Origin of the sequence: Xenorhabdus bharatensis (assembly GCF_037996705.1) — a bacterium.
Classification (GTDB): Bacteria; Pseudomonadota; Gammaproteobacteria; order Enterobacterales; family Enterobacteriaceae; genus Xenorhabdus; species Xenorhabdus bharatensis.
This window is the reverse complement of record NZ_JBBMXG010000002.1, coordinates 287,473-312,189: the sequence shown is the minus strand read 5'-3', so window position 1 is coordinate 312,189 and position 24,717 is coordinate 287,473. Positions and strand designations below refer to the sequence as shown.

Below are 24,717 nucleotides of genomic sequence, written 5' to 3'. Positions count from 1 at the left end.
AAGTAAACAATCTCTTACTAATATAAAACTCTTCCATCACTATTCATTTGGATAAATAAACCCAGACAATAAAATAACGATTTGAAAATAAAGAAAATAGTTATTTTTGTATTCCATCAATTCTGGGGAGATATTGGGGCACAAAAGAACAAACTGGCTCAATCAACAACACACAAAGCGATAACGCGAAAAAGTCAGATCTCTTTAAACTGTACATTTCAAGGAATGACAGATAAGAAATCCAAAATGTCACGCAACAAAAGGTATTTGAAACCAAAAAAACTGGTATATTTAGTGATAGTGACTTAGACTAGCCGTCTAGATGGTAAAACATCCACCCTTAAACCAAGATTATATTTAAGGTATAGAAATATAATGACTACACACCTTTTTACTTCTGAATCTGTTTCAGAAGGTCATCCAGATAAAATTGCCGACCAAATTTCCGATGCTGTTCTTGATGCAATCCTAGAACAAGATCCTAAGGCTCGTGTAGCTTGCGAAACTTATGTGAAAACCGGCATGGTTATGGTTGGTGGTGAAATCACTACCAGCGCCTGGGTTGATATCGAAGAAATTACCCGCAAGACAGTGCGTGAAATTGGCTACACCAGTTCAGAAATGGGCTTTGATGCTAATTCCTGTGCAGTAATCAGTGCGATTGGTAAGCAATCTCCTGATATCAATCAGGGTGTAGACCGAGCTGACCCTCTGGAGCAAGGAGCAGGTGATCAGGGATTGATGTTTGGTTATGCAACCAATGAAACCGATGTTCTTATGCCAGCACCTGTTACCTATGCTCACCGTCTGGTTGAGCGTCAGGCGCATGTACGTAAAAACAATACGCTGCCGTGGTTGCGTCCGGATGCCAAAAGTCAGGTTACATTCCAGTATGACAGCGGCAAAATTGTCGGCATTGATGCTGTTGTACTTTCTACTCAGCATTCAGAAGAAATCGGTCAGAAAGAACTGCAAGAAGCCGTTATGGATGAGATCATCAAGCCTGTTTTACCGGCAGAATGGCTCACTCCGATGACCAAATATTTCATTAACCCAACAGGCCGTTTCGTGATTGGTGGCCCAATGGGTGACTGTGGTCTGACAGGCCGTAAGATTATTGTTGATACATACGGCGGTATGGCGCGTCACGGTGGTGGAGCATTCTCAGGAAAAGATCCATCTAAAGTTGACCGTTCTGCGGCTTACGCAGCACGTTACGTGGCGAAAAATATCGTTGCCGCAGGTCTGGCTGACCGCTGTGAGATTCAGGTTTCTTATGCTATCGGTGTTGCTGAACCAACTTCTATCATGGTTGAGACGTTTGGAACTGAAAAAGTACCAACATCAACACTGGTTCAGCTGGTGCGCGAGTTCTTCGATCTGCGCCCTTATGGGTTGATCAAAATGCTGGATCTACTGCATCCAATCTATCGTGATACTGCGGCATACGGTCATTTCGGTCGTGAGCAGTTCCCGTGGGAAGCGACAGATAAAGCTGCGATCCTGCGCGATGCAGCCGGGCTGAAATAATCCCGCAGTATTAAGTAATATTAAAAAGCCCGCCCATAACAAGCGGGCTTTTTTTGTGTTAAGTTACTCTTCAAATAAGTTATTACAGAATAATCGCTGTTTATGAAATCTGTTAAGGTTCCTCTTCCACTACAGCAAGCAGTCATGCTCGCTTTACGGCAAAAAATGATTCAGGCAAGTGAATTCCTTCAGCAAACGTTTCCTGAACCCGATGTGACCTACCAGCAAAGAGGAACAATTGCGGGAAGTGCTCGTTTGCAGGATTGGGAAATTCGTCTTAACCCAATTTTACTGATTGAAAACGAGCAGTCGTTTATCGATGAAGTCATCCCCCACGAATTAGCTCATTTATTGGTTTATCATCAGTTTGGCAAGGTCGCTCCTCACGGCAAAGAGTGGCGTTATATTATGGAAACCGTGTTTAAAGTACCTGCCAACCGAACTCATCAATTTTCAGTACAATCCGTTTGCAGCAAGATATTCATCTATGGCTGCCACTGCCAGCAGCATGAATTAAGCATAAGACAACATAATAAGGTGCTCAGAGGTAAAAGCTGCTATATCTGCCGGCAGTGTGGAGAACGATTAACGCTTTTGGGAAAAAACAAACAGGAATAAAATAAACCGAATCAACCTCAATAACAGCTAAAATGCCCCGAAATCAGGGCGCTTTATTGGTTTTCTTAATTTTTTCTGCTTCATTAATAATCTGATCAGCGGTTTTCCCATTCAATGATTGGTAAAAACTTTTTTCCAGACTTTCCATGGCATCATATTTTATTTTTCCCTGCTTGTTGTTCTTAAACAGTTCATTAAAATCGATATTGTGAAACATCACAATATTCAATGAATCATCGAATTTTAGTTTTTTATCTTCAGGTAGGGTATCCCTGATTTTTTCGATGGATGTTTTTACCGCTATTCCATTCGTTCCATCAATCTTCAGCGGCTTGTCACACCCTGCTAATGTAAAGCCCAGCAAACAAATTACTAACAATTTTCTCATAATCAACCCCACCCAATTAGCTGTAGTGTAATAATAGCAGAGAGTGATAAAAATAAACTCATTTAACTAAAAAAATCATTATTAAATAAGGTGTATTTACAAATTGTTTACTATCATTTTGTATTTTTAGAGTAAGCTATTTTCACTCTTTAATACTTTTTATCAATTAAAAGCTAAAAACCATCATATAAGCGGATATATATAATAAATTATATTAATAATGAAATTGACGCGATTAGAATTAAAAATCTATTATTAAAAATCGAAATTTATATTAAACCCTCGAAATAACCTTTGAGAAAATAATAAAAACCACATCAATAATCATTCACCGAATTCATTTCCAAGATTTATTACTCCATTGAAATATAAACACCATCTTCTTATTTATTGATACAGGTCTTATGTATTTAAATCCAAAATTAAGAATAGGCTCAATAATTTTTTTGAATATATGGTTTAGCATACCCAAAATCAAAGTATCTGGAGAATATAATGAAGAAGTTACATGATATAGCAATAGAACTATCACCTGCCAAATCTTATAAGATGCTGATTGGCGGTGAATGGGTAGATAGTACTTCAAAAGAAATGATGAAAAGCCATAATCCGGCAACCGGAGAATTATTGACTGAATATGCAGCAGGAAATGCTCAGGATGTTGAACTGGCTGTCCGGGCGGCAAAAAATGCGTTGCCTGCATGGCGGAAAACTTCAGCCGAAAAAAGGCAGTCCCTCTTACTGAAAATTGCCGATTTACTGGAAGCTGAAGCAGAACGTTTTATCACTCTGGAAGCCCTAGATGGGGGTAAAACACAATCTTTATGCCGTAATTTTGATATCCCATTCGCTATCGATCATTTCCGTTATTTTGCTGGTGTGATCCGTGCCCACTCTGATGCATCTGATGTCATTGATGAAAATACTCTCAGTCTGATTATCAGAGAGCCAATAGGTGTCATTGGTCAAATTATTCCCTGGAACTTCCCTCTGCTCATGGCAGCCTGGAAAATTGCGCCTGCGCTGGCAGCGGGTAATACTATCGTTATCAATCCAGCCAGCCTGACGCCTATCACGCTGTTAGAACTGGGCCGTATCATTAATCAGGTTCTTCCTGCGGGCGTTGTCAATATCGTCACAGGTCGTGGATCTGTTGTTGGTCAGGCGATACTCGATCATGAAGGTATTGACAAGGTAGCGTTTACAGGCTCAACAGAAGTCGGTTACAACGTTGCCGCTGCCGCTGCTAAAAGACTTATTCCCGCAACGCTCGAACTGGGAGGCAAATCTGCCAACATCGTTTTCCCTGATGCCAATATGAAAAAAGCAGTCAAATGTGCAGCCCATGCTATTTTGCTGAATCAGGGGCAGGCTTGTGAATCTGGTGCTCGCTTATTTCTACATAAAGATATCTATGATTCATTCCTGCAATCATTAAAAACCGTCTTTGAGTCTATCCGTGTTGGTGACCCGATGGATCCGGCAACGGAGATGAGCTGTCAGGTCAGTGAAGAGCAGATGAATACGATTCTGGGCTATATTGACCTTGCTAAACAGGAAGGTGCGACCATTCTTACCGGTGGTAAACGCATTACTGGTGCAGGGTATGACGATGGCTTCTTTGTTCAGCCAACGATCCTGACCAATGTGACTAATAATATGCGGGTAGCTCAGGAGGAAATTTTCGGGCCTGTGCTTTGTGTCATTCCTTTCAGCCATGAAGAAGAAGTTGTGGAGATGGCTAACGATTCAGAATATGGTCTGGCGGGTGCAGTCTGGACACAGGATATCAACCGTGCCCTGCGTGTCGCTAAAGCCATTGAGGCAGGCCGTATATGGATCAATACCTATCATGAACTTCCAGCTCATACACCATTTGGCGGTTATAAGAAATCAGGTCTTGGGCGGGAAACGCATAAAATGATGCTGGATACCTATACTGAAGTTAAAAATATCTACATCAGTACCAAAGAAGATTAAGTCATAATAAAATCAATCGCCCCGAAAAAGGAGGCGATTGATTTTAGAGTTTTCCGGAGGCCGACAACGCTGCATAAATAGTTTTGAACGGTAATACCAGAGTAAGTGGTTCATCATTCAATGGCACGGCACCATACCCTTTATACCAACTGCACACATTGTCGTTTTTCGCATCTATCAGCATTGCCACACCACCAACCTGCATCGCTGCCTGTAGGCAACGTCGACCTGCCGATAATAGTAATTGTCCCCCAACTCCCTGCCCCTGAATAGATTTATCAACAGCTAACCTACCTAATCGAAATACCGGCACATCATATCTACCAAGTCCCGAAGTAATTACATCAGGAGTTCTCTCATAAAGAAGTGAAGCAGGACTGACAGAATAAAAACCATGGATCCGTGTTGTATCTCGATTATCAATGGCCAGAAAAGTTTTCGCTGCACCTTTCTCATGATTTTGTCGTGCGTGGCGCTGTAGATACTGGTTTAACTGGACATCTCCGCAATCAAACGCCGCACGATTATGATGTTTGCTAATGGCTTCCTCATGCCAATCACTAAACATTATTTTCTCTCCGGCATAGCAAAAGCAGCCGCTAACAATTTAGCATTTGGTTCGGGAGGGTTATCCAGTAACTCCATGACAAGTTTGCTATCACGTTCAGTTAAATGAACCCGTTCTTCATCTTCAACAACTTTTTTAGCAATAGGTAATACATGACTGACGACAAAATCAGTTAAATTAGTTTGCTGAATTGCAGCTGCACGTGCCAGCAAAGATTTCGCGTCAGTACTAATGCGCAATGAGATCCTCTCATTGGTTTCCACGATAATCTGAGGCATGATCCCTCTCCTTTACTGCGTGAATTTCGTACAATTATAAGTCATTTTTGTACACTTTCAATACATACAAAAGTTAATCAGAAGAAATATTTTTTCCTAAAAAAAGAGGATGCCAACCGGCATCCTCTTTTTTCTTGCTATGAATATCAATTAAATCCAGAAGAACCAAGCCACTACAGAGATAATTGCGATACATGCCAAGTTCAATACGATACCCACACGTACCATTTCAGTCTGCTTGATATAGCCGGAGCCATAGACAATCGCATTCGGTGGTGTTGCTACAGGCAGCATGAATGCACAGGATGCACCAATACCAATAATCATGGTCAGCACAATCACCGGCATGCCTAACGCTTCCGCAACTGTGGCAAAAATAGGAACAAGCAGCGCTGCACTGGCTGTATTACTGGTAAATTCCGTCAGGAAGATAATGAATGCTGCGATAGCAACAATGATCACAAACCACGGGCTTGAACCAAATGTTGTCGCCATACCATTCGCCATCACTTCACTGGCGCCAGAGTTTTTCAGAACAGCACTCAATGTCAGGCCGCCGCCAAACAGCATCAGCACGCCCCATTCCGTGTTATTTTGGATCTGTGACCATGTCGATACACCAGTGATACCAATCAGGATAGCCGCACTCACCGCAATAATGGTATCCAAATCTTTAATGCCACCCAGAGCATCACTGATGATAGAGCTGGAAATCCAGCAAACTACAGTCAGCAGGAAAATAAACATGGTGATAACACGTTTACCATTCCATTCCAGATGTTCAAGCTCCAGATCAAATTTATGATTCAGGTTCGGACGCAACATGATGTACATCAGCATGACCATAACCGGCAACAGAATAATCACCATGGGTACGCCATATTTCATCCATGTCACAAAATCCATGCCCAACTGTGCCGCAGCAATTGCGTTAGGCGGGCTGCCGACCAAAGTACCCAGACCGCCAATACTGGCGCTATACGCTACCCCCAGTAACACAAAGACAAATGTATTACGCTCGGTACGTACATCCAGATTAGCCAGAATACCCAGAATCAGCGGCAACATCATAGCGGCAGTTGCCGTGTTGCTGATCCACATAGAAAGCAGAGCCGTGATACCAAATATCAGCATCACCGCTACTGACAAACGCCCGCGGGCAATCAGCAGAAGACGGTTGGCTATCAGTCTGTCCAGACCTTGGATATGTAGCGCTGTCGCCAGTGCAAACCCACCAAAAAATAAGAAGATAATGGGGTTTGCAAAAGATTTCAGCGCGTCACCGGTATTCATCAATCCCATTCCAACTGCCAGAATTGGAATACACAGTGCAGTAATCGTGACGTGAATGGCTTCGGTAAGCCATAACACACCGACAAATGCCATCAATGCCAAACCTGCATTTGCTTTTTCGCTATAAGGCAAAAACTTCAGCAAAGCAATCAGCAAGATGATATCCAGCGCAAGAATAATAAAGCCTCTTTTATTTGAGGGCATCGGCCCGACCGCTGGGGTTAAAGATTCTGAAGCGTCCATGAAGACTCCATACAACAATGAAACATAACTCCGTAATGTATAAATAATAATTAATGAATCATTGCTCTAAATGTTAAAGAATTACATTACATGTGAAATAATAAGGAGTCTGAACGATAAATAAAATACGAGGTGTGCGATTTTGGGATCTACTACGCGAGATTTGCTTAATTAATAATTAAAAGAGCAAAAAAACAGCATATTTTATGGAGTTATATCACATTTCTGGTTTTTGAATTGCCTGAATAACTATCTATTATCCGGCAGAAAAAAGAAAGAAGAATAAGGCGAAAGGATATAACCCTTTCGCCAAATCATAAATAAAAATTATTATTTATGGAAATGAATCAGCAATTATGCCTGACCTTTAACTTCTTTCAGGCCATTGAAAGGAGCACGGTTACCCAGCGCTTCTTCGATGCGGATCAGCTGATTGTATTTAGCAACACGGTCAGAACGGCTCATTGAACCTGTTTTGATTTGACCCGCCGCAGTACCTACTGCCAGATCAGCAATGGTTGCATCTTCAGTTTCACCAGAACGGTGAGAGATAACGGCTGTGTAGCCCGCTTCTTTTGCCATTTTAATTGCAGCCAGCGTTTCGGTCAGAGAACCGATCTGGTTGAATTTAATCAGAATGGAGTTAGCGATGCCTTTTTCGATACCTTCTTTCAGGATCTTGGTATTCGTTACGAACAGATCGTCACCAACCAACTGAATTTTATCACCCAGCACTTTAGTCTGGTAAGCGAAACCGTCCCAGTCAGATTCGTTCAGGCCATCTTCGATAGAAACGATTGGATACTCTTTGGTCAGACCTTCCAGATAATGAGTGAACTCCTGAGAAGTGAAAGTTTTACCTTCGCCTTTCAGTTCATAGTTACCCGTTTCTTCGTTATAGAATTCAGAAGCTGCGCAGTCCATCGCCAGAGTGATATCTTTACCCAGTACATAACCGGCTTTTTCTACTGCTTCTTTGATAGCGGCCAGAGCAGCTGCGTTGGATTCCAGATTCGGTGCATAACCACCTTCATCACCTACCGCAGTGTTCATGCCTTTTGCTTTCAGAACTTTTGCCAGATTATGGAAAACTTCAGAACCGATGCGTACTGCTTCTTTCAGCGTGCTCGCACCTACTGGCTGGATCATGAATTCCTGAATGTCTACGTTGTTATCTGCGTGCTCACCACCGTTGATGATGTTCATCATTGGCAGAGGCATAGAGAAGCGACCCGGAGTGCCGTTCAGTTCAGCAATGTGCTCGTACAGAGGCATACCCTTTGACGCTGCTGCTGCTTTAGCGTTTGCAAGAGAAACAGCCAAAATCGCGTTAGCACCGAAGTTGGATTTGTTTTCAGTTCCATCCAGCTCGATCATGATTTTGTCGATATTCGCCTGATCTTTCGCATCCTGACCTGCCAGAGCCTGCGCAATCGGGCCATTGACCGCAGAGATTGCTTTCAGTACACCTTTACCCATAAAGCGGGATTTGTCACCATCACGCAGTTCCAATGCTTCACGGGAACCTGTTGATGCACCTGATGGTGCCGCAGCCAGACCTACAAAGCCACCTTCCAGATGTACTTCTGCTTCTACCGTTGGGTTACCACGGGAATCGATGATTTCACGGCCGAGCACTTTAACGATTTTGGACATTAGGTTTTCCTCAGTACAAGTTAAATTCCGGGCAATCGATGGTTACTCAAAAGGTAGAGCAAAACGCCATCAATCGCCCTATATCTTATTTCAACTGGCTTTTCTGGTATTTGCCTGCGGCTTCAACGAAACCGGCAAATAACGGATGGCCATCGCGAGGCGTTGAAGTGAATTCAGGATGGAACTGACATGCCACAAACCACGGATGATTCGGGTTTTCAATAATTTCCACCAGTTTATTATCGACTGAACGACCGGCAATACGCAGGCCCGCATCTTCAATGCGTTTCAACAATAAGTTGTTCACTTCGTAACGATGACGGTGACGTTCGATAATATCGTCCTGACCATACAGGTTACGCACCAGACTGTTTTCAGTCAGACGACACAGCTGGCCACCAACACGCATTGTTCCGCCGAGATCACTCTCTTCGCTACGTACTTCAACGTTGCCGTTCTCATCACGCCATTCGGTGATCAGACCGACAACCGGTAACTTACATTCAGGTTCAAACTCAGTCGAGTTAGCCCCTTCCATCCCCGCAACATTGCGCGCAAATTCAATCAGAGCAACCTGCATTCCCAGACAAATTCCCAGATAAGGGATTTTGTTTTCACGGGCATAACGTGCTGTCATAATCTTGCCTTCGATACCACGGCCACCGAAGCCGCCCGGCACCAGAATGGAATCCAGACCTTTCAGGACTTCAACACCACGGGTTTCAACATCCTGAGAATCGATCAGTTTGATGTTGACGGTCAGACGATTTTTCAGACCAGCGTGTTTCAGGGCTTCAATCACGGACTTATAAGCATCCGGCAATTCGATATATTTGCCCACCATACCGATGGTCACTTCGCCCGACGGATTAGCTTCTTCATAAATGACCTGTTCCCATTCGGACAGATCCGCTTCCGGGCATTCGATGCTGAATCGTTTACAAATATAATCATCTAAGCCCTGAGATTTCAAGAGGGCTGGGATTTTATAAATAGAATCAACATCTTTTAAAGAGATAACAGCTTTCTCTGGCACGTTACAGAACAGTGCGATTTTTGCCCGCTCATTGGCCGGGATAATACGATCTGAACGGCAGATCAAAACATCCGGCTGAATACCAATGGAAAGCAGTTCTTTCACGGAATGCTGAGTAGGCTTAGTTTTCACTTCACCGGCTGCTGCCATATAAGGCACCAGAGTCAGGTGCATAAACAGTGTGTTTTCACGGCCTACTTCTACTGCCATCTGACGAATGGCTTCGAGGAATGGCAGGGATTCGATATCACCGACAGTACCGCCGATTTCCACCAGCACAACATCATAGCCTTCTGCGCCACGGATAATGCGGTCTTTGATTTCGTTAGTGATATGAGGAATAACCTGAATGGTTGCGCCCAGATAATCGCCACGGCGTTCTTTGCGCAGAACTTCGGAGTAAACACGACCCGTCGTAAAGTTATTGCGACGTGTCATTTTGGTTCGAATGAAACGTTCGTAATGACCTAAATCGAGATCAGTTTCAGCGCCATCTTCGGTTACGAAAACTTCCCCGTGTTGGGTTGGGCTCATTGTACCTGGATCAACGTTGATGTACGGGTCCAGTTTCATAATGGTGACATTGAGTCCACGGGCTTCGAGTATGGCCGCCAAAGAGGCTGCGGCAATGCCTTTACCCAGAGAGGATACGACCCCGCCGGTCACAAAAATATAATTAGTTTTCATGCTGAACCTGAAAGTTTAGGTTTAAAAGGATGATGAATATAACAGGACGGGAAAGCAGTATACCCTAACCTTAAATGCGCTACAAACCCTATCTCTTTTATCTATGTAAGTGTAGCAATTTCCAAGAGAAATTAATCACTGCCTAGATCAAAAAATTCGGTTAAATTAAGAAAAATGGGGGCCAACTACCTTATGTCACACGCAGAAGGACATACTTGTCCGATTGCCATTCCTTTTGTCTCGCTCCTGAACGTTCTGATAGCTGAACTCAACTAGATCGAGACTCGCGTTTGTTTTCACTCCCTTTGCCCCTGAGCAATTTTTGTCGCGGCCATAATGAAAGTTGAAGACGGAAATAACAAAGCTGGCGTGATAACTATATTTAGGTTGCAATATATTAAAAATTCATAATCAATTGTTTTAATTGATAAAATACATCAAGGATTCACATGTATTAAAATATTTCATATATAGCTGTGACTATGGTGGGTATAATCAACTTCATTGTGTATAACTATTTCTTATATTTTTTAAAATAACTTTATATATCAGTATGTTCACCTGAATAAATGGATATCTTTTAATGCATTATTCAGAATTTTTTTATTTGTATTTTTATGCACCCCATCAAATATTGGTTTATATAAAGAAACTACTTCAACTCTATTATCATAATCACAGTTCATATATAACATATTACTCATGGAGTTAATCATTTCTCGTGTTATTTTGATATTACCATAATCAAATAATCCACCTCCAGTATTGGGATCAAAAATAAACATTTCAGCTCCTCTCCAAATAACAAATCCTGCATGATTAACAGAAAAACTTTTGCCAGAATCTTTATAATTAGATCGCTCTTCTTCATTACTGTAATACATTTTCGAGCCTGGACCTCTTTGATCTTTAATGTATAAATAAAAATCAATTAAAGCAAAACCAGAACAATCTAAAGTGTAAATGAAATTACTAATAGGATATTTTCCAAATGGGCAATATTTAAAATGTAATGTTGCAATACTCTGCTCTAGATGACTAAAATTCCCCATCACTGTTGGCGAATAATTTATTGGGTCTCTCGCCATTTTAATCATCCTTGCATACATTTTAGCTAAAGAAAATAGTTCTTTAAGAGAGTGATTTTCTATTCCACACTCATATAAATTTGTCAAAATATATAATGAAATTCCCACACATCGCCCTTGGCCTTTAGGCATCCAATAACTCTGATCAAAGATAAAAAATTCTTTGAGCATTTTTGGCATTTTGGGGTTAATTATAGATTGCGGCATGGAAAACCTCCTAAGCTTTCACAAGATATTCTTCGAGTAGCACAATCTTGATAACTTAATTTAAATATAACTCACCGCCAATACAATCATATTATTTTAATCAATAGGGATGTTATCGCTACCAATCTATACTCGCAATCCTTCAAATTTCCGCTTTGTTGGCGACCGTGCTCACCTCAGTTATTAAATAATCCAGACGACTAATAAGAGGTTGCACGGCACGAACGGTTCCCTGATTAAGATTACTGCTTTTTCACCTGCTCCCACATTTTATCCATTTCCTCTAATGTGGCAGTTTCCATTGTTAATCCGCTGTCAAGGATGAGCGTTTCAACATTACGAAAGCGGTTTTCGAATTTCTGGCAGGCTTTCTGGAGTGCCATTTCAGGTTTATGCCCCAGATGACGGGATAAATTAACTACCGCAAATAACAAATCACCCAGTTCTTCTTCTACGCGCTCATCATCCACAACTGCCTGTTTAGCTTCATCCATCACTTCATCAATTTCTTCATAAACTTTGTCCAATACCGGGCCGACGGTATCCCAGTCAAATCCGACAGAGGCACAGCGTTTCTGGATTTTATAGGCTTTCATTAGTGATGGCAGGCTGGCAGGGATATCATCCAGAACTGAATGTTGGTCTTTTTCTGCTCTTTCTGCGGTTTTGCGCTGCTCCCAGCTACCGATAGCTTCTTCGCTGCTGATACCCGCCTGTTGGTTAAAGATATGTGGATGCCTGCGTTCCAGTTTGTTACAAACAGCTTCGCAGATATCGTCGAAATCAAATAGCTGTTCTTCCTGCGCCATTTGGGCATAAAACACAATATGGAACAGCAGGTCGCCCAACTCTTCTTTCAGGGCATTGGCATCATTACGCTCAATGGCATCGATGACTTCATAAGTCTCTTCCAGCGTGTAAGGTGCAATGGTGGCTGAGGTTTGCACCTTATCCCACGGGCAACCGTGCTGAGGATGGCGCAATTGCGCCATAATCTCTTTCAGTCTTTCAATGCTTTTCATACTATCAGTCATACCGGCAACTGCCGTGGTATTTGCTTTATTCATCACTCATTAATTTCCATGCAGGCGTCTGGCTTCAATCACATCAGGCAGTTGATTCAGTTTTGCCAGAACCCGACCCAGCACCTGCAAGTTGTAAATCTCAATGTTCATATCGATAGTGGCCAGTTGCTGCTTCACATCACTGCGACTGCTGACACCTAATACATTCACTTTTTCGTTGGCAAGGATTGTCGTGATATCACGCAGTAATCCGCTGCGATCATTGGCGAGTACTCTCACCACCAGAGAATAGCCACTGGAGTAACTTTCTCCCCATACCGCATCCACCACACGTTCTGGCGCACTTGCTTCCAGTTCAGTTAACTGATCACAATCCGCCCGATGGATGGAAATACCGCGTCCGCGTGTAATAAAACCGGTGATCTCATCCCCCGGAATCGGCTGGCAACAACGAGCGATATGGTGCATCAGGTTACCTACCCCTTCTACAACAACCCGACCATTATCTTTTTTATTGTTACGCGGAGTGAACGTTTTGCTTTCAAGTGTGCGGAGCGCTTCCCGATCCGCCTCTTCAGCCGTAGTTTTATTAAATTTGCTTTGCAGGAAATTCGCCAACTGGTGAATGCGGATATCACCAACACCAATACCCGCCAGCACTTCTTCCAGCGAATTCACGTTATAACGGGCAATCAGCTCTTTTTCTGCTTCTTTGATCGTGACACCCAAATGTGCCAGTTCACTATCCAGCATCTGGCGACCGGCAATAATGTTTTTATCGCGATCCTGCTTACGGAACCAATTGTGGATCTTCGCCCGTCCACGGCTGGTCGTGACATAGCCAAGATTAGGATTCAGCCAGTCACGGCTTGGGTTCGGTTGTTTCTGGGTGATAACTTCAATCTGATCGCCCATCTGTAGCTGATAACTGAACGGCACAATGCGCCCGCCAATTTTCGCACCAATACAGCGATGCCCGACATCACTATGAATATGATAGGCAAAATCCAGCGGTGTTGAACCCGTCGGTAAATCAATCACATCTCCTTTTGGCGTGAAAACATAAACACGATCATCAAATACCTGACTGCGGACTTCATCCAGCATCTCTCCGGTATCGGCCATCTCTTCCTGCCATGCGATCAGCTTCCGCAGCCATGCAATCCGGCTTTCATAGCTGCCGGATTTACCTCCGCCAATCGCCGTACCTTCTTTATATTTCCAGTGAGCAGCCACACCCAATTCAGCATCATCATGCATCTGGCGGGTACGGATTTGAATTTCAAGTGTTTTACCGCTTGGCCCTAACACTACGGTATGAATTGACTGATAACCATTTGGTTTCGGATTGGCAACGTAATCATCAAACTCATCCGGTAAATGGCGATAGTGAGTATGTACTATCCCCAATGCGGCATAGCAATCCTGCAAACGTTCAACGACGATGCGAACAGCACGCACATCAAACAACTCATCAAACGCCAGCGATTTTTTCTGCATCTTGCGCCAGATGCTATAAATATGTTTGGGACGCCCGTAAATTTCCCCCGCAATGCCTTCTTTGAGCATATAACGGCGCAGCGTCGTGATAAATTTTTCGATATATTGTTCGCGGTCAATCCTGCGCTCATGTAACAGTTGAGCAATTTTTTTATATTCATCGGGATGCAGATAGCGGAAACAGAAATCTTCCAGCTCCCACTTTAACTGACCAATCCCTAAACGGTTGGCAAGAGGCGCATAGATATTGGAGCACTCTTTTGCAACCAATACCCGTTCATCTTCACTGGCATCCTTAACTTCCCGCAGGTAGGCGATCCGCTCCGCCAGCTTAATGATCACACAGCGGAAATCTTCTACCATTGACAACAACATCCGGCGTACATTATCCACCTGCACTGAACAGGTAGCATCGGTATGCGTGGCTTTCAACTGGCGGATAGCATCCATTTCCAGCACACCGTGAACCAGATCCACGATGGGTTGACCAAACGTTTCTGTTACGGTTTCGCTGTTAAGCAAGCGGGCATCAAGAAGGGGAAAAAGCAGTGCCGCCCGCATACTGTCATTGTCCATGCTCAGTGTGGATAGAATTTCCACCATTTCAACACCACGCCACAATAACAACTCGGCATTAGGGTGATTCTGAACTTTTTCGTGACAGTAATGCCATGTTTCGGCTAATTTTTCACTGGATTGTGGATTAACAATATTCAAACTCGCAATCCACTTATCGACAGCAAATTCACCTGCCGGTGTGAGATGAGCACTTCTTACTGCAACCATAATTTCTCCCTACTCGATAGTCATCGGCTCTCGGCTGAATAAAGCCATAGATTCCAGATGACCGGTGTGCGGAAACATATCCAGCATCCGCACACTGACAAGATGATAACCGGCCTCCAGCAGAACTTTGCTGTCCCGCGCCAAGGTTGTGGGATTACAAGAAACATAAACCACTTTTTCAGGGGCCAGTTTTACTATATGTGACATGACACCAGCAGCGCCTGCACGAGCGGGATCCAATAATACTTTATTGAAGCCCTGTGCGGCCCACGGCTGCTGATGGATATCCGATTCCAGATTTTCGTGGAAAAAATTGACGTTACTCAGCCCATTTAACCGAGCATTATATTGCCCGCTCGCAACCAATGCCGCAACGCCTTCTACACCAACAACCGCCTGAACTTTAGTCGCTATCGGCAGAGTAAAATTTCCCATACCACAGAAGAGATCCAATACCCGGTCTTCCGGCTGTAAATCCAGCCATGACAGAGCCTGAGCGACCATTTTCTGGTTAACCGCATCATTAACCTGAATAAAATCCTGTGGGCTGAATACCAATTTTAAACCATCCACCTGATACCACGGCTCAGATTGCTCTTCTTCAGAAGACAACGGCTCAAGAGGAGCTTCATCACCAGCCAGATAAATCATCACCTGATTTTGCTTTGCAAAAGCCCGTAGTATTTCTTTATCTTCATGCTTTATGGGGGCAAGATGACGTAAAACAACCAGCGGGCCGTTATCGGCCAGCACTAATTCAACATGTCCCAGTAGTTTCGCCACTTTCAGGCTGTTTAAACACAGGGATAGTGGCTGCAATAATTTTCCCAGTTCAGGATGCATGACCGGGCAATGTCCGATATCCACCAAATCATTGGTCTGGCTCTGACGGAATCCCATCACTAATTTACCCTGTCTGGCCTGATATTGCAGGCCGAGCCGTGCCCTGCGCCGATACCCATACTCAGGGCTGTGAATAATGGGCTGCGCACTGATACTGATACCCGTCTCCCGCTGGATCAGATGTTCCAGTACACTGGCTTTCGTTTTTGCCTGTAACTCTGGGGCGACATGCTGCTGCTGGCAACCTCCGCACATTTTGAAATGCGGGCAGCGCGGAGCCACACGAAGTGGGCTGTCTGATAAACGCTTTACCACTTTCGCTTTCGCAAACTGGCGTTTCTCTTCTGTCAGTTGAACTTGCGCCTGCTCGCCGGGCAATAGCCCCGGAATAAAGATCGTTTTTCCTTGATGGCGGGCGATGCCTTGCCCCTGAGCATCAAGATTGTCTGCGGTAACGGAAATAATGCTTCGGTTTACGGAGCGGCGATTTGGGGAGTAAAATTGCACCATGATTCTGACTGACTTTGAAAAATTGAGTTTTGATTTTCCCACAATGGATGCTTATGACCAAATATAGCCTGCGCACCCGTATGATGAGCCTGATTTTGGTTCCTGTCTTATTGGTCGGAACACTTGTGAGTATATCATTTATCTCATACCGCTATTATGAGTTGAAGAGCCTGATAGTCCGCAGTGGGATCAGCATTATTGAGCCGTTGTCCATTGCCAGCGAAGTAGGAATAAATCTGGATAACAGTAAGGGCGTAAAATCATTGATAAATCGTCTTCATCGCCGGAATTCTGAAATTGTTATGGCCATTGCGATTTTTGATGAACACCATAAGCTGTTCGAAATTTCCAATGATAAATATGATGTCAACCTGTTGCGTCTCAGGCCGAATGACCCCATTCCGACAACACTGACGAAAGAGGAAGACAGCAACAGCATTATCCTGAAAATGCCGATTATCTCGGAAAGCAGTGCTTCTGACGGATGGCCGGAAACACCCCATAAACCTGTCCCCATCGGCTATATCGCCATTGATTTGGATTTACGAGCCGCCCAGCTCCAGCAATACAAAGAGATTGCAACCTCTATCATTCTGCTGATCCTCTGTCTTGGCGGAACCGCACTGTTTGCCCATATTCTGGTGCGTAAAGTCACAGAGCCTCTGGAATGTATGGTCAAGGCCGTTAACCGTATCCGGCAGGGGCAGTTGAATACGCGGGTAACGGGAGCCATGCCGGGCGAATTATCCGCACTCCAGAATGGGATTAATACCGTTGCGGAATCGCTGTCAAAATATAAAGACGAAATGCAGCTGCATATCGATCAGGCCACTTCTGATCTACAAATTACAATGGAACAGTTGGAAATTCAAAATGTGGAACTGACGATTGCCAAAAAACGGGCACAGGAAGCCGTCAGGATAAAAACCGAATTTCTGGCGAATATGTCCCATGAATTGCGAACCCCGCTTAACGGTGTCATCGGTTTTACCCGCCAGATGCTGAAAACACCGATAACCTATCAACAGGCAGAGTATCTCCATGTCATTGAACGTTCCGCCAACAATCTGCTGAAAATCATCAATGATATTCTGGATTTTTCACGTCTGGAATCCAATAAACTGATATTAGATCAGATACCTTTCTTACTGCGTGATACCGTCAATGAGGTTATCGAATTACTGACACCTTCTGCCAATGCGAAAAACCTTCCCCTGCACCACTATATCGATGAGAAGCTACCAAACCTGATGATCGGTGATCCCATCCGTTTGCAGCAAATACTCACTAACCTAATTGGCAATGCGATCAAATTCACGGATAAAGGCAATATTACGCTGGAAATAAAACTGCGCCAGCAAAGGCATCATATGGTGCAAATCGATTTTACCGTGACTGATACCGGGATTGGTATTAAATCAGAGTACCGACCTATTCTGTTTCAGGCATTCAATCAGGCTGATGCCAGCATTACACGTCATTATGGCGGTACAGGGTTAGGGTTAAGTATCACCAAGCGGCTGGTTAATGAAATGGACGGAGAAATCGATTTCATCAGTGAACCCACCAGAGGGACGGTATTTTATTTTGATATCTGGCTGGAAAAAGAGGAGTTCCTGTTAGATTCAGCGCCTGCCCATTTATCTCAGCCTCACTCACAATTCCGCCTGCCTATGACGGTAATGGCAGTCGATGATAATCCGGCTAATCTGAAATTAATCGGCGCACTTTTAAGTGAACAAGTGGACAACACTATCTTGTGCAGCAGTGGGATGGAAGCCCTGAAAATGGCGCAAAAACATTCACTGGATCTCATCCTGATGGATATTCAGATGGCCGATATGGATGGAATTCAGACTTCAGAACAAATCCATCAATTGCCGGAACATAAGCAAACCCCCATTGTTGCTGTCACCGCTTTTATCTGCGATGAAACCTGCAATCAAGGACATTCTCCTTTTATCGACTGTTTGTCTAAACCACTGGATGAGGCTCGCTTAAAAGACTTGTTGAATCAGTACAATCCAACGAAAAAGCCACAAGCCATAGACTGGAAACTGGCTTTACAGCAAACCGCCGGCAAAGAATCACTGGCGCTGGAAATGCTGACAATGCTGGTGCAATCTCTGCCAGAGATGAAAGCCATGATTGAGCAGGCATTAACCGCTGATGGTGAGACTCATCGTAAACAGTTTTTACATCATGTTCATCAGCTACACGGCAGTTGCTGCTATAACGGCGTCCCTAAATTAAAGATGATTTGCGAATTGATTGAAAAACAGTTGAAGCAGAATATTTCTCTGGCTGATTTGGAGCCTGAACTGCTGGAGTTTATTGATGAAATCGACCATGTTATTGCGGCAGCTCCTGACATACTGAGAGCCGCCAACGCACTCACTTCGATACCATAAACTTGCGATATTCTTCGTAAGCATAATGGTCTGTCATGCCACTGATGTAATCCTGAATAAGACGTGCCCGATAATAAAATTCGATCACGTCTTTTTCAGTTTCATCAGTGGCAATAATTCCCTCTGCCGCTTCGTTATAAGCCAGTCGGTGTTTAGTTGAGAGCTTGTGTAACAAGCGGGTTTCGATAAAGTATTTTTTGTGGAAATTATTCTGGTGTAGCTCCCAAAAATCTTCTCGGGATAGTTCCAGTAACGGACTATAAACATCCAGCAAACCGGTAATAATCCGGTAGCCCTGTAATTCCAGCTCTTCTACTTCCGGATGATTGAATACCCGTTTGCGCGTCACGCTTTTTAAGGTGCTCAGTAAACGGTGTTCTTCACCGTTGGCTTCCAGTAAAGCATGATTGAACGTTCCGGCATAAATTTCCGGTAAATGCTCAATAAAACGTTGTGCCGTATAAGGAACTAACTTGCCGGTAATAAATACCCGCAAATACATAAAAAATTGTTCGTGAATATTACGACGGGCTTCATTATTGGTAGTTTTTTTATAAGCCTGAATTACCGTCGATTCGAACAAATCGCCTTTGTGGTGACCGCCATTCTCTTCCCATTCTTGTTTCAGATATTCCACCAGCTGATCAACATTAAAAATACCCTTCTCAACCGCATCATCCAGATCAGCAATACAGTAAGAAATATCATCGGCGGCTTCCATAATATAGGTCAGCGGAAAACGGCAGAAATCCCCTAATTGCAGCTCTTTTTTTAATTCACGGATAAAACTGTCTTCTGACCAGTAATAGCCTTTTTTCTTCATCAGATAACTGAATTCTGCCGGAGATTCTTCGAGACGATAGGCCGGGCAGGTATATTTGAGAATACAGCCGATTTGGGCATACGTCAGATTCAGTTTAAGCAGGCTGTGTGCCAACCGGATAGCCTGTGCATTTCCTTCAAACTGGCATAGATCCATCCGTAACTGGCATCGGAACAGATCTTTTTTCTCTTCTCCGCTCAAGCGTAATGCTGCAACCTGACAATTATCCTGCCGATTGGCCTGTTCAGTTTCAGGTAATGCAGTCTCAGATAAATAGTCAGGATCTAACCGGCGGGAGAACCAATCCTTAATCGCCGCCTCGCCAAAATGACCAAACGGGGGGTTGCCGATATCATGCATCAGACAAGCCATTTCAATCAGGCTTTCAAAAGCACTCAGACGTTCACTCAGCCCATACTTTTCCAGTAAATCCTGTTTTGTCAGTTCGGCAATAATGGTTTTAGAGATATAACGACCAATTTGCTGCACTTCCAGTGAATGCGTTAACCGGCTGCGCACAGCGGCATTACGTTCCAGCGGAAACACCTGTGTTTTCTGCTGCAACCGCCGGATAGCCGCAGAGTTGATGATCCGCCCGCGATCACTTTCAAACTGGCGGTTTATCTGCTCTTCATTAGCATCATGGATAGAAGCATTTCTGTACTTACGCTGAAAATTCAGTTTTTTCTTGAAATCAATCTTAGGCATCAATCCCCCCATATCGAATGATATGATTATTTATAGCCGGAACCTCTGGCAGACGATTATTTGATGATACACTGCCACATTAATCAGACCTATACCCGTCGTCTTTCAAGCTGCCTCTTCGTTGGCTACGCTCACCCCCCCCAGTCACATAGTTTTCTATGCTCCCGGGGATGTGTGCCCTCGCCGCCGCGATGCAACTCGAAATCCATAGGGTATATATGAGTAGGCACAAACTAATAACAAAGAGAGTATGACACATGAAAGTAGGTGTAATAGGTGCAATGGAACAGGAAGTGACTTTGTTACGCGACCAGATCGAAGGTCTGCAAACATTGTCACGCGGGGGATGTGAGATCTATACCGGTAAGCTGAATGGTGTTGATATCGCCTTGCTGAAATCCGGTATCGGTAAAGTCTCTTCCGCACTTGGCACTACTCTGTTAATTGAACACTGTCAGCCGGATATCGTGATTAACACCGGTTCAGCGGGCGGTCTGGATCCAAAACTGAAAGTGGGTGATATTGTGGTGTCCGAAGAAGTGCGCTACCACGATGCCGATCTTACCGCTTTTGGTTATGAGCCGGGTCAGATGGCGCAATGCCCAGCGGCATTTATTGCTAATGAAAAATTAATTAATTTAGCTGAAAAGTGTATTCAGTCTCTGGAATTAAACGCCGTGCGCGGTCTGGTTTGCAGTGGCGATGCCTTTATCAACGGCTCAGAACCACTGGCACGTATCCGGGCGACTTTCCCGAACGTTGCCGCGGTTGAAATGGAAGCAGCAGCGATTGGTCATGTTTGTCATCAATATAAAGTGCCTTTCGTTGTTGTTCGCGCTATTTCAGATGTCGCTGATCAGGAATCTCATATCAGCTTTGATGAGTTTCTGGTTGTTGCGGCACAGGAATCCACACGGATGATCAACGCAATGTTGACTGAACTCAGCAAGCAGTAATTGACTAGAGCCTATTTTATAGGCTCTAAAGTTTGGAATATCACTTAATGAAATTCTATTTGAAGACCACCGCTCATCACTCGGTTTGGATGGTATTCTTATTTCTGCTGTATAGCTTTTTAAGTGTTTTCAGTGCGCCACTGTACGCAGCAGCGTCCCGTGTTATCAGCCTTGCCCCCTCTACCACTGAACTTGCTTATGCCGCAGGTATGGGGGATCAGCTTGTCGCTGTCAGTGCTTACTCTGATTACCCTGAAGCGGCGAAAAAACTGGAACAAGTCGCAGACTGGCAAGGCATCAACGTTGAGCGGATCATTGCCCTGAAACCTGATTTAATTTTAGCGTGGCGAGGAGGCAATCCACAAAGGCCACTGGAACAACTTGCAGCGCTCGGTATTCCGATTTTTTACTCTGATGTGAAAAAAGTAGAAGATGTTGCCACTGATTTAGAGCGGCTGGCTGACTACAGTTCACACCCGGATACAGCCCAAAAAGCCGCTGCGGATATCCGGCAAAAATTCAGTCAGTTAAAACAAAGGTATGCCAAAGCAAACCCTACACCCGTATTTATCCAATTTGGTATAAATCCCATTTTCACTTCATCCAGCCATACCATTCAAAGTGAAATTGTTTCTGCATGTGGAGGCAGAAATATCTTTGCTGATAGCCCCGTACCATGGCCTCAGGTGAATCGTGAACAAGTACTGGTACGCAAACCGGAAGTGATTGTGATGGGTGGAACAGAAGCTCAAAAACAGAGAGTAGCCGAATTCTGGCAGCCACAACTGAATGCCAGAATTGTCACCATCAATGATGACTGGTTCAGCCGTGCCGGGCCAAGGATTATTCTGGCGACTGAGCAATTGTGTACTCAGCTAAATAATGTAGGACAGGCTATAAAAACATTGCGTTAAACTTATAAAAGGAGCCCCACCTAACTGTATAAAAAACTTTCATATCAGCCTCTTTGGCATTAGTGTAAATATCAACTGGCAACTGATACTCAGTGGCCACCAATCCCAAGAGGACGAACAAATGTCAGCTTTGGCAATGAGCACACACAATGCCATTAAAGCCCTGAAAGAATCCGGGGTGGATGAAACACAAGCAGAAAAGATTGTCGAAATTATAACAGATTTACAAAATATCAGCGTAGCAACAAAAGAAGATATAAAACAAACCGAAGCCAATTTGAAAGCTGATTTAACTGCTATTAAAACCGATATTGATTGGTTGACAAAATTAATTATCACTATCGGGGTTGCTGTCGTTATCGCTGCTATAAAATACATTTTAATAGGTTAATATCGGAGACTGTAATGTCTCATTTTAACGGAAGAACTATGCGATTAATTGATAATTATATTCCACCATCAATAGACTCTTTGACTTGTCTCAAAAGTAAGCTACGTTTTACTGGACAACAAATGGCAGAATTAGCAGGGATATCTAACAGTAACCAATGGCGAAAATATACTGGTGGTGAAAAACCACGAGCATTGAATCAACACATCCTATTTTTTATTGCAGCCCAATTAGCTCTGGATGAAACTACTTTGTCTATTATTTTGGATGAAATGCGCAAATTAGGCGCTGAATTCGAAAAAAATCCAGAAAATTTATATAACGCAGAATAAAACTGATAATAAATATAAGGGCAATATTTCCATTGCCCTTATATTCTGAACTTCGATAAGTAAATAACAAAATCAGATACTAAAAGAAGAGCCACAACCACAAGTCGTTTTTGCGTTCGGATTAGTGACGATAAAGCGGGAGCCTTCCAGCCCTTCGGTATAATCGACACAGCCGCCCACCAGATATTGCAGGCTCATCGGGTCAACTACCAGTTCAACACCCTGTTTCTGAATTGTCATATCACCTTCGTTCATTTGATCATCGAAAGTGAAACCATACTGGAAACCGCTACAACCACCACCTGTAATATAAACCCGCAAACGCAGATTCGGATTCTCTTCATCAGCAACCAATACTTTCACTTTGTTGGCTGCGGCATCAGTAAACTGCAAAGGTAATGCAGCATCATCGCTCATATTTTTACTCCAGTCCGGTTTTCCGGTAAAAATTCTCGGAAAGTTACTGTATACCCAATAGGGGGCATAAACCTTCAGATCAGTTAGTGGAGATTATCTAATACCTGACTGATTCGTTCAAGTTTTGCCAGACATACTTATCCTTTACTTCTAATTTGGCTTACCTATTAGGGTGATTTAGAATGGCAAATCTACATATCTGTTGTCTTTCAGGAGCATTGATTAATGAGCCAGTCCGAAACACTTTACTCTCAGGCAAAACATGTTATCCCCGGCGGTGTGAACTCTCCGGTGCGCGCTTTCAATGGCGTTGGCGGTACACCTGTATTTATCCAACGCGCCAATGGCGCCTATCTTTACGATGTCGATGGTAATGCCTATATCGATTATGTCGGTTCATGGGGGCCAATGGTTCTGGGGCATAATCACCCTGCTATCCGTAACGCGGTCATTGAAGCTGCTGAACGTGGTCTGAGTTTTGGTGCTCCAACGGCTGCCGAAGTAGAAATGGCAAAATTGGTTACAGAGCTGGTTCCTTCAATGGATATGGTTCGTATGGTGAACTCAGGCACGGAAGCAACGATGAGTGCCATCCGTTTGGCTCGTGGCTATACTCAGCGCGATAAAATCATCAAATTCGAAGGTTGCTACCATGGTCACGCGGATTGCCTGCTGGTAAAAGCGGGTTCCGGTGCTCTGACTATCGGACAACCAAATTCTCCGGGAGTTCCTGCCGATTTCGCCAAACACACTCTGACCTGCGTCTACAATGATTTGAATTCAGTGCGTGAAACATTCGAAAAATTCCCGGAAGAGATCGCCTGTATTATCGTTGAACCTGTTGCTGGAAATATGAACTGCATCCCACCGCAACCCGAATTTTTGCCGGGGCTGCGTAAACTATGTGATGAATTCGGCGCTCTGTTAATTATTGATGAAGTAATGACTGGTTTTCGTGTTGCTTTAGGTGGCGCACAGGAATATTACGAGGTTAAGCCGGATCTCACTTCTCTTGGAAAAATCATCGGTGGTGGTATGCCTGTCGGTGCATTTGGTGGTCGTCAGGAAATCATGGAAAAACTGGCTCCAACCGGCCCTGTTTATCAGGCGGGAACCCTTTCCGGCAATCCGATTGCGATGGCGGCAGGTTTAGCCTGCCTGAAAGAAGTTGCTCAAATTGGAGTCCATCAACGCCTGAGTGAACTGACAGATAAACTGGCAACCGGATTAAAAAATGCGGCTGCCAAGGCTGGTATCCCTCTGGTTATTAACCACGTTGGCGGTATGTTCGGTATTTTCTTTACCGATGCAGAAAGCGTTACCTGCTATCAGGATGTGATGAAATGCGATGTTGAACGATTCAAGCAATTCTTCCATTTAATGCTGGATGAAGGTGTCTATCTGGCACCCTCCGCATTCGAAGCTGGTTTTATGTCTATCGCTCATTCAGAGGAAGATATTCAGCGTACCGTTGATGCCGCTACTCGTTGTTTTGCTAAGCTGAAATAAATTTTTTGCTATGGCACCAC

The 24,717-nt window shown here is 43.8% G+C and carries 21 protein-coding genes; 9 read left to right on the top strand and 12 right to left on the bottom strand.

Annotation, left to right across the window (positions count from 1 at the left end; translation table 11 throughout):
• Positions 1–375 precede the first annotated feature (375 nt).
• Together metK and AAC855_RS03320 are read left to right on the top strand one after the other, a co-directional pair.
• Entirely contained in the window at positions 376–1,530 is a 1,155-nt protein-coding gene (gene metK / locus AAC855_RS03325) for a methionine adenosyltransferase (RefSeq protein ID WP_340608190.1), read from the top strand.
• 102 nt (positions 1,531–1,632) lie between these two features.
• A complete protein-coding gene (locus AAC855_RS03320; RefSeq protein ID WP_340608189.1) occupies positions 1,633–2,148 on the top strand; it encodes a SprT family zinc-dependent metalloprotease in 516 nt (171 codons plus the stop codon).
• Between the two features lie 43 nt (positions 2,149–2,191).
• Here the strand turns inward: AAC855_RS03320 and AAC855_RS03315 are convergent, their stop codons facing one another.
• Positions 2,192–2,536: a DUF6694 family lipoprotein gene (locus tag AAC855_RS03315; RefSeq protein ID WP_340608188.1), complete on the bottom strand. Its 345-nt coding sequence runs from the start codon at positions 2,534–2,536 to the stop codon at positions 2,192–2,194.
• A gap of 495 nt (positions 2,537–3,031) precedes the next feature.
• Between AAC855_RS03315 and AAC855_RS03310 the strand changes: the two genes are divergently transcribed.
• Complete coding sequence (locus tag AAC855_RS03310) at positions 3,032–4,516, top strand: aldehyde dehydrogenase family protein (protein WP_340608187.1); 1,485 nt, start codon at positions 3,032–3,034, stop codon at positions 4,514–4,516.
• A gap of 43 nt (positions 4,517–4,559) precedes the next feature.
• On the opposite strand, the gene AAC855_RS03305 is transcribed toward AAC855_RS03310, so the two are convergent.
• The 9 genes from AAC855_RS03305 to rlmD form a co-directional block, all read right to left on the bottom strand.
• The gene (locus AAC855_RS03305) at positions 4,560–5,087 is read right to left on the bottom strand and encodes a GNAT family N-acetyltransferase (protein ID WP_340608274.1); all 528 of its coding nucleotides are present in this window, start codon (positions 5,085–5,087) and stop codon (positions 4,560–4,562) included.
• Positions 5,084–5,362 carry a type II toxin-antitoxin system TacA family antitoxin gene (locus tag AAC855_RS03300; RefSeq protein WP_099125101.1) on the bottom strand — a complete coding sequence of 93 codons (279 nt, stop codon included), beginning with the start codon at positions 5,360–5,362 and terminating at the stop codon, positions 5,084–5,086. The genes AAC855_RS03305 and AAC855_RS03300 overlap by 4 nt, the downstream gene beginning before the upstream one ends.
• 150 nt (positions 5,363–5,512) lie before the next feature.
• Positions 5,513–6,898: an SLC13 family permease gene (locus AAC855_RS03295; protein WP_099122445.1), complete on the bottom strand. Its 1,386-nt coding sequence runs from the start codon at positions 6,896–6,898 to the stop codon at positions 5,513–5,515.
• A 354-nt stretch (positions 6,899–7,252) separates the two neighbouring features.
• Positions 7,253–8,554, bottom strand: coding sequence for a phosphopyruvate hydratase (gene eno, locus AAC855_RS03290; protein ID WP_340608186.1), 1,302 nt, complete (start codon positions 8,552–8,554; stop codon positions 7,253–7,255).
• Positions 8,555–8,639: 85 nt separating this feature from the next.
• On the bottom strand, positions 8,640–10,277 hold the full coding sequence (gene pyrG, locus AAC855_RS03285; RefSeq protein ID WP_340608185.1) for a glutamine hydrolyzing CTP synthase: 1,638 nt from the start codon (positions 10,275–10,277) through the stop codon (positions 8,640–8,642).
• 557 nt (positions 10,278–10,834) lie between these two features.
• Entirely contained in the window at positions 10,835–11,572 is a 738-nt protein-coding gene (locus AAC855_RS03280; protein WP_340608184.1) for a hypothetical protein, read from the bottom strand.
• A 242-nt stretch (positions 11,573–11,814) separates the two neighbouring features.
• Positions 11,815–12,594: a nucleoside triphosphate pyrophosphohydrolase gene (gene mazG / locus AAC855_RS03275; protein ID WP_340608273.1), complete on the bottom strand. Its 780-nt coding sequence runs from the start codon at positions 12,592–12,594 to the stop codon at positions 11,815–11,817.
• A 51-nt stretch (positions 12,595–12,645) separates the two neighbouring features.
• Positions 12,646–14,883, bottom strand: a complete 2,238-nt coding sequence (gene relA / locus AAC855_RS03270) for a GTP diphosphokinase (protein WP_340608183.1) — start codon at positions 14,881–14,883, stop codon at positions 12,646–12,648.
• A 9-nt stretch (positions 14,884–14,892) separates the two neighbouring features.
• Positions 14,893–16,236 carry a 23S rRNA (uracil(1939)-C(5))-methyltransferase RlmD gene (gene rlmD, locus AAC855_RS03265; protein ID WP_340608182.1) on the bottom strand — a complete coding sequence of 448 codons (1,344 nt, stop codon included), beginning with the start codon at positions 16,234–16,236 and terminating at the stop codon, positions 14,893–14,895.
• Positions 16,237–16,289: 53 nt separating this feature from the next.
• On the opposite strand from rlmD, the gene AAC855_RS03260 reads away from it, so the two are divergent.
• A complete protein-coding gene (locus tag AAC855_RS03260) occupies positions 16,290–18,647 on the top strand; it encodes an ATP-binding protein (RefSeq protein WP_340608181.1) in 2,358 nt (785 codons plus the stop codon).
• Here AAC855_RS03260 and dgt read toward each other — a convergent pair.
• Positions 18,631–20,178, bottom strand: a complete 1,548-nt coding sequence (gene dgt / locus AAC855_RS03255) for a dGTPase (protein ID WP_340608180.1) — start codon at positions 20,176–20,178, stop codon at positions 18,631–18,633. The two genes, AAC855_RS03260 and dgt, sit on opposite strands and share 17 nt — an antisense overlap.
• Before the next feature lie 257 nt (positions 20,179–20,435).
• Here dgt and mtnN point away from each other — a divergent pair, with 257 nt between their 5' ends.
• The 4 genes from mtnN to AAC855_RS03235 all read left to right on the top strand — a co-directional run bounded on the left by mtnN (position 20,436) and on the right by AAC855_RS03235 (position 22,771).
• The gene (gene mtnN / locus AAC855_RS03250) at positions 20,436–21,134 is read left to right on the top strand and encodes a 5'-methylthioadenosine/S-adenosylhomocysteine nucleosidase (protein ID WP_340608179.1); all 699 of its coding nucleotides are present in this window, start codon (positions 20,436–20,438) and stop codon (positions 21,132–21,134) included.
• 89 nt (positions 21,135–21,223) lie between these two features.
• Positions 21,224–22,048 (top strand): vitamin B12 ABC transporter substrate-binding protein BtuF, encoded by an 825-nt coding sequence (gene btuF / locus AAC855_RS03245; RefSeq protein WP_340608272.1) that lies wholly within the window; start codon positions 21,224–21,226, stop codon positions 22,046–22,048.
• 121 nt (positions 22,049–22,169) lie between these two features.
• Positions 22,170–22,439, top strand: a complete 270-nt coding sequence (locus AAC855_RS03240) for a CCDC90 family protein (RefSeq protein ID WP_340608178.1) — start codon at positions 22,170–22,172, stop codon at positions 22,437–22,439.
• 38 nt (positions 22,440–22,477) lie between these two features.
• Positions 22,478–22,771 (top strand): XRE family transcriptional regulator, encoded by a 294-nt coding sequence (locus tag AAC855_RS03235; RefSeq protein WP_340608177.1) that lies wholly within the window; start codon positions 22,478–22,480, stop codon positions 22,769–22,771.
• A gap of 72 nt (positions 22,772–22,843) precedes the next feature.
• Here the strand turns inward: AAC855_RS03235 and erpA are convergent, their stop codons facing one another.
• On the bottom strand, positions 22,844–23,188 hold the full coding sequence (gene erpA, locus AAC855_RS03230) for an iron-sulfur cluster insertion protein ErpA (protein WP_099109965.1): 345 nt from the start codon (positions 23,186–23,188) through the stop codon (positions 22,844–22,846).
• Positions 23,189–23,413: 225 nt separating this feature from the next.
• On the opposite strand from erpA, the gene hemL reads away from it, so the two are divergent.
• Positions 23,414–24,697 carry a glutamate-1-semialdehyde 2,1-aminomutase gene (gene hemL, locus AAC855_RS03225; RefSeq protein ID WP_340608176.1) on the top strand — a complete coding sequence of 428 codons (1,284 nt, stop codon included), beginning with the start codon at positions 23,414–23,416 and terminating at the stop codon, positions 24,695–24,697.
• The last annotated feature ends 20 nt before the right edge of the window (positions 24,698–24,717 follow it).

Coding starts and splice junctions, on each gene's coding strand:
- AAC855_RS03235 (WP_340608177.1), top strand. CDS start 22,478: ATGCGATTAATTGATAATTATATTCCACCATCAATAGACTCTTTGACT.
- AAC855_RS03315 (WP_340608188.1), bottom strand. CDS start 2,536: ATGAGAAAATTGTTAGTAATTTGTTTGCTGGGCTTTACATTAGCAGGG.
- AAC855_RS03240 (WP_340608178.1), top strand. CDS start 22,170: ATGTCAGCTTTGGCAATGAGCACACACAATGCCATTAAAGCCCTGAAA.
- AAC855_RS03310 (WP_340608187.1), top strand. CDS start 3,032: ATGAAGAAGTTACATGATATAGCAATAGAACTATCACCTGCCAAATCT.
- mtnN (WP_340608179.1), top strand. CDS start 20,436: ATGAAAGTAGGTGTAATAGGTGCAATGGAACAGGAAGTGACTTTGTTA.
- pyrG (WP_340608185.1), bottom strand. CDS start 10,277: ATGAAAACTAATTATATTTTTGTGACCGGCGGGGTCGTATCCTCTCTG.
- hemL (WP_340608176.1), top strand. CDS start 23,414: ATGAGCCAGTCCGAAACACTTTACTCTCAGGCAAAACATGTTATCCCC.
- dgt (WP_340608180.1), bottom strand. CDS start 20,178: ATGCCTAAGATTGATTTCAAGAAAAAACTGAATTTTCAGCGTAAGTAC.
- eno (WP_340608186.1), bottom strand. CDS start 8,554: ATGTCCAAAATCGTTAAAGTGCTCGGCCGTGAAATCATCGATTCCCGT.
- metK (WP_340608190.1), top strand. CDS start 376: ATGACTACACACCTTTTTACTTCTGAATCTGTTTCAGAAGGTCATCCA.
- relA (WP_340608183.1), bottom strand. CDS start 14,883: ATGGTTGCAGTAAGAAGTGCTCATCTCACACCGGCAGGTGAATTTGCT.
- AAC855_RS03320 (WP_340608189.1), top strand. CDS start 1,633: ATGAAATCTGTTAAGGTTCCTCTTCCACTACAGCAAGCAGTCATGCTC.
- AAC855_RS03295 (WP_099122445.1), bottom strand. CDS start 6,898: ATGGACGCTTCAGAATCTTTAACCCCAGCGGTCGGGCCGATGCCCTCA.
- mazG (WP_340608273.1), bottom strand. CDS start 12,594: ATGAAAAGCATTGAAAGACTGAAAGAGATTATGGCGCAATTGCGCCAT.
- AAC855_RS03300 (WP_099125101.1), bottom strand. CDS start 5,362: ATGCCTCAGATTATCGTGGAAACCAATGAGAGGATCTCATTGCGCATT.
- btuF (WP_340608272.1), top strand. CDS start 21,224: ATGGTATTCTTATTTCTGCTGTATAGCTTTTTAAGTGTTTTCAGTGCG.
- AAC855_RS03260 (WP_340608181.1), top strand. CDS start 16,290: ATGACCAAATATAGCCTGCGCACCCGTATGATGAGCCTGATTTTGGTT.
- AAC855_RS03280 (WP_340608184.1), bottom strand. CDS start 11,572: ATGCCGCAATCTATAATTAACCCCAAAATGCCAAAAATGCTCAAAGAA.
- rlmD (WP_340608182.1), bottom strand. CDS start 16,236: ATGGTGCAATTTTACTCCCCAAATCGCCGCTCCGTAAACCGAAGCATT.
- erpA (WP_099109965.1), bottom strand. CDS start 23,188: ATGAGCGATGATGCTGCATTACCTTTGCAGTTTACTGATGCCGCAGCC.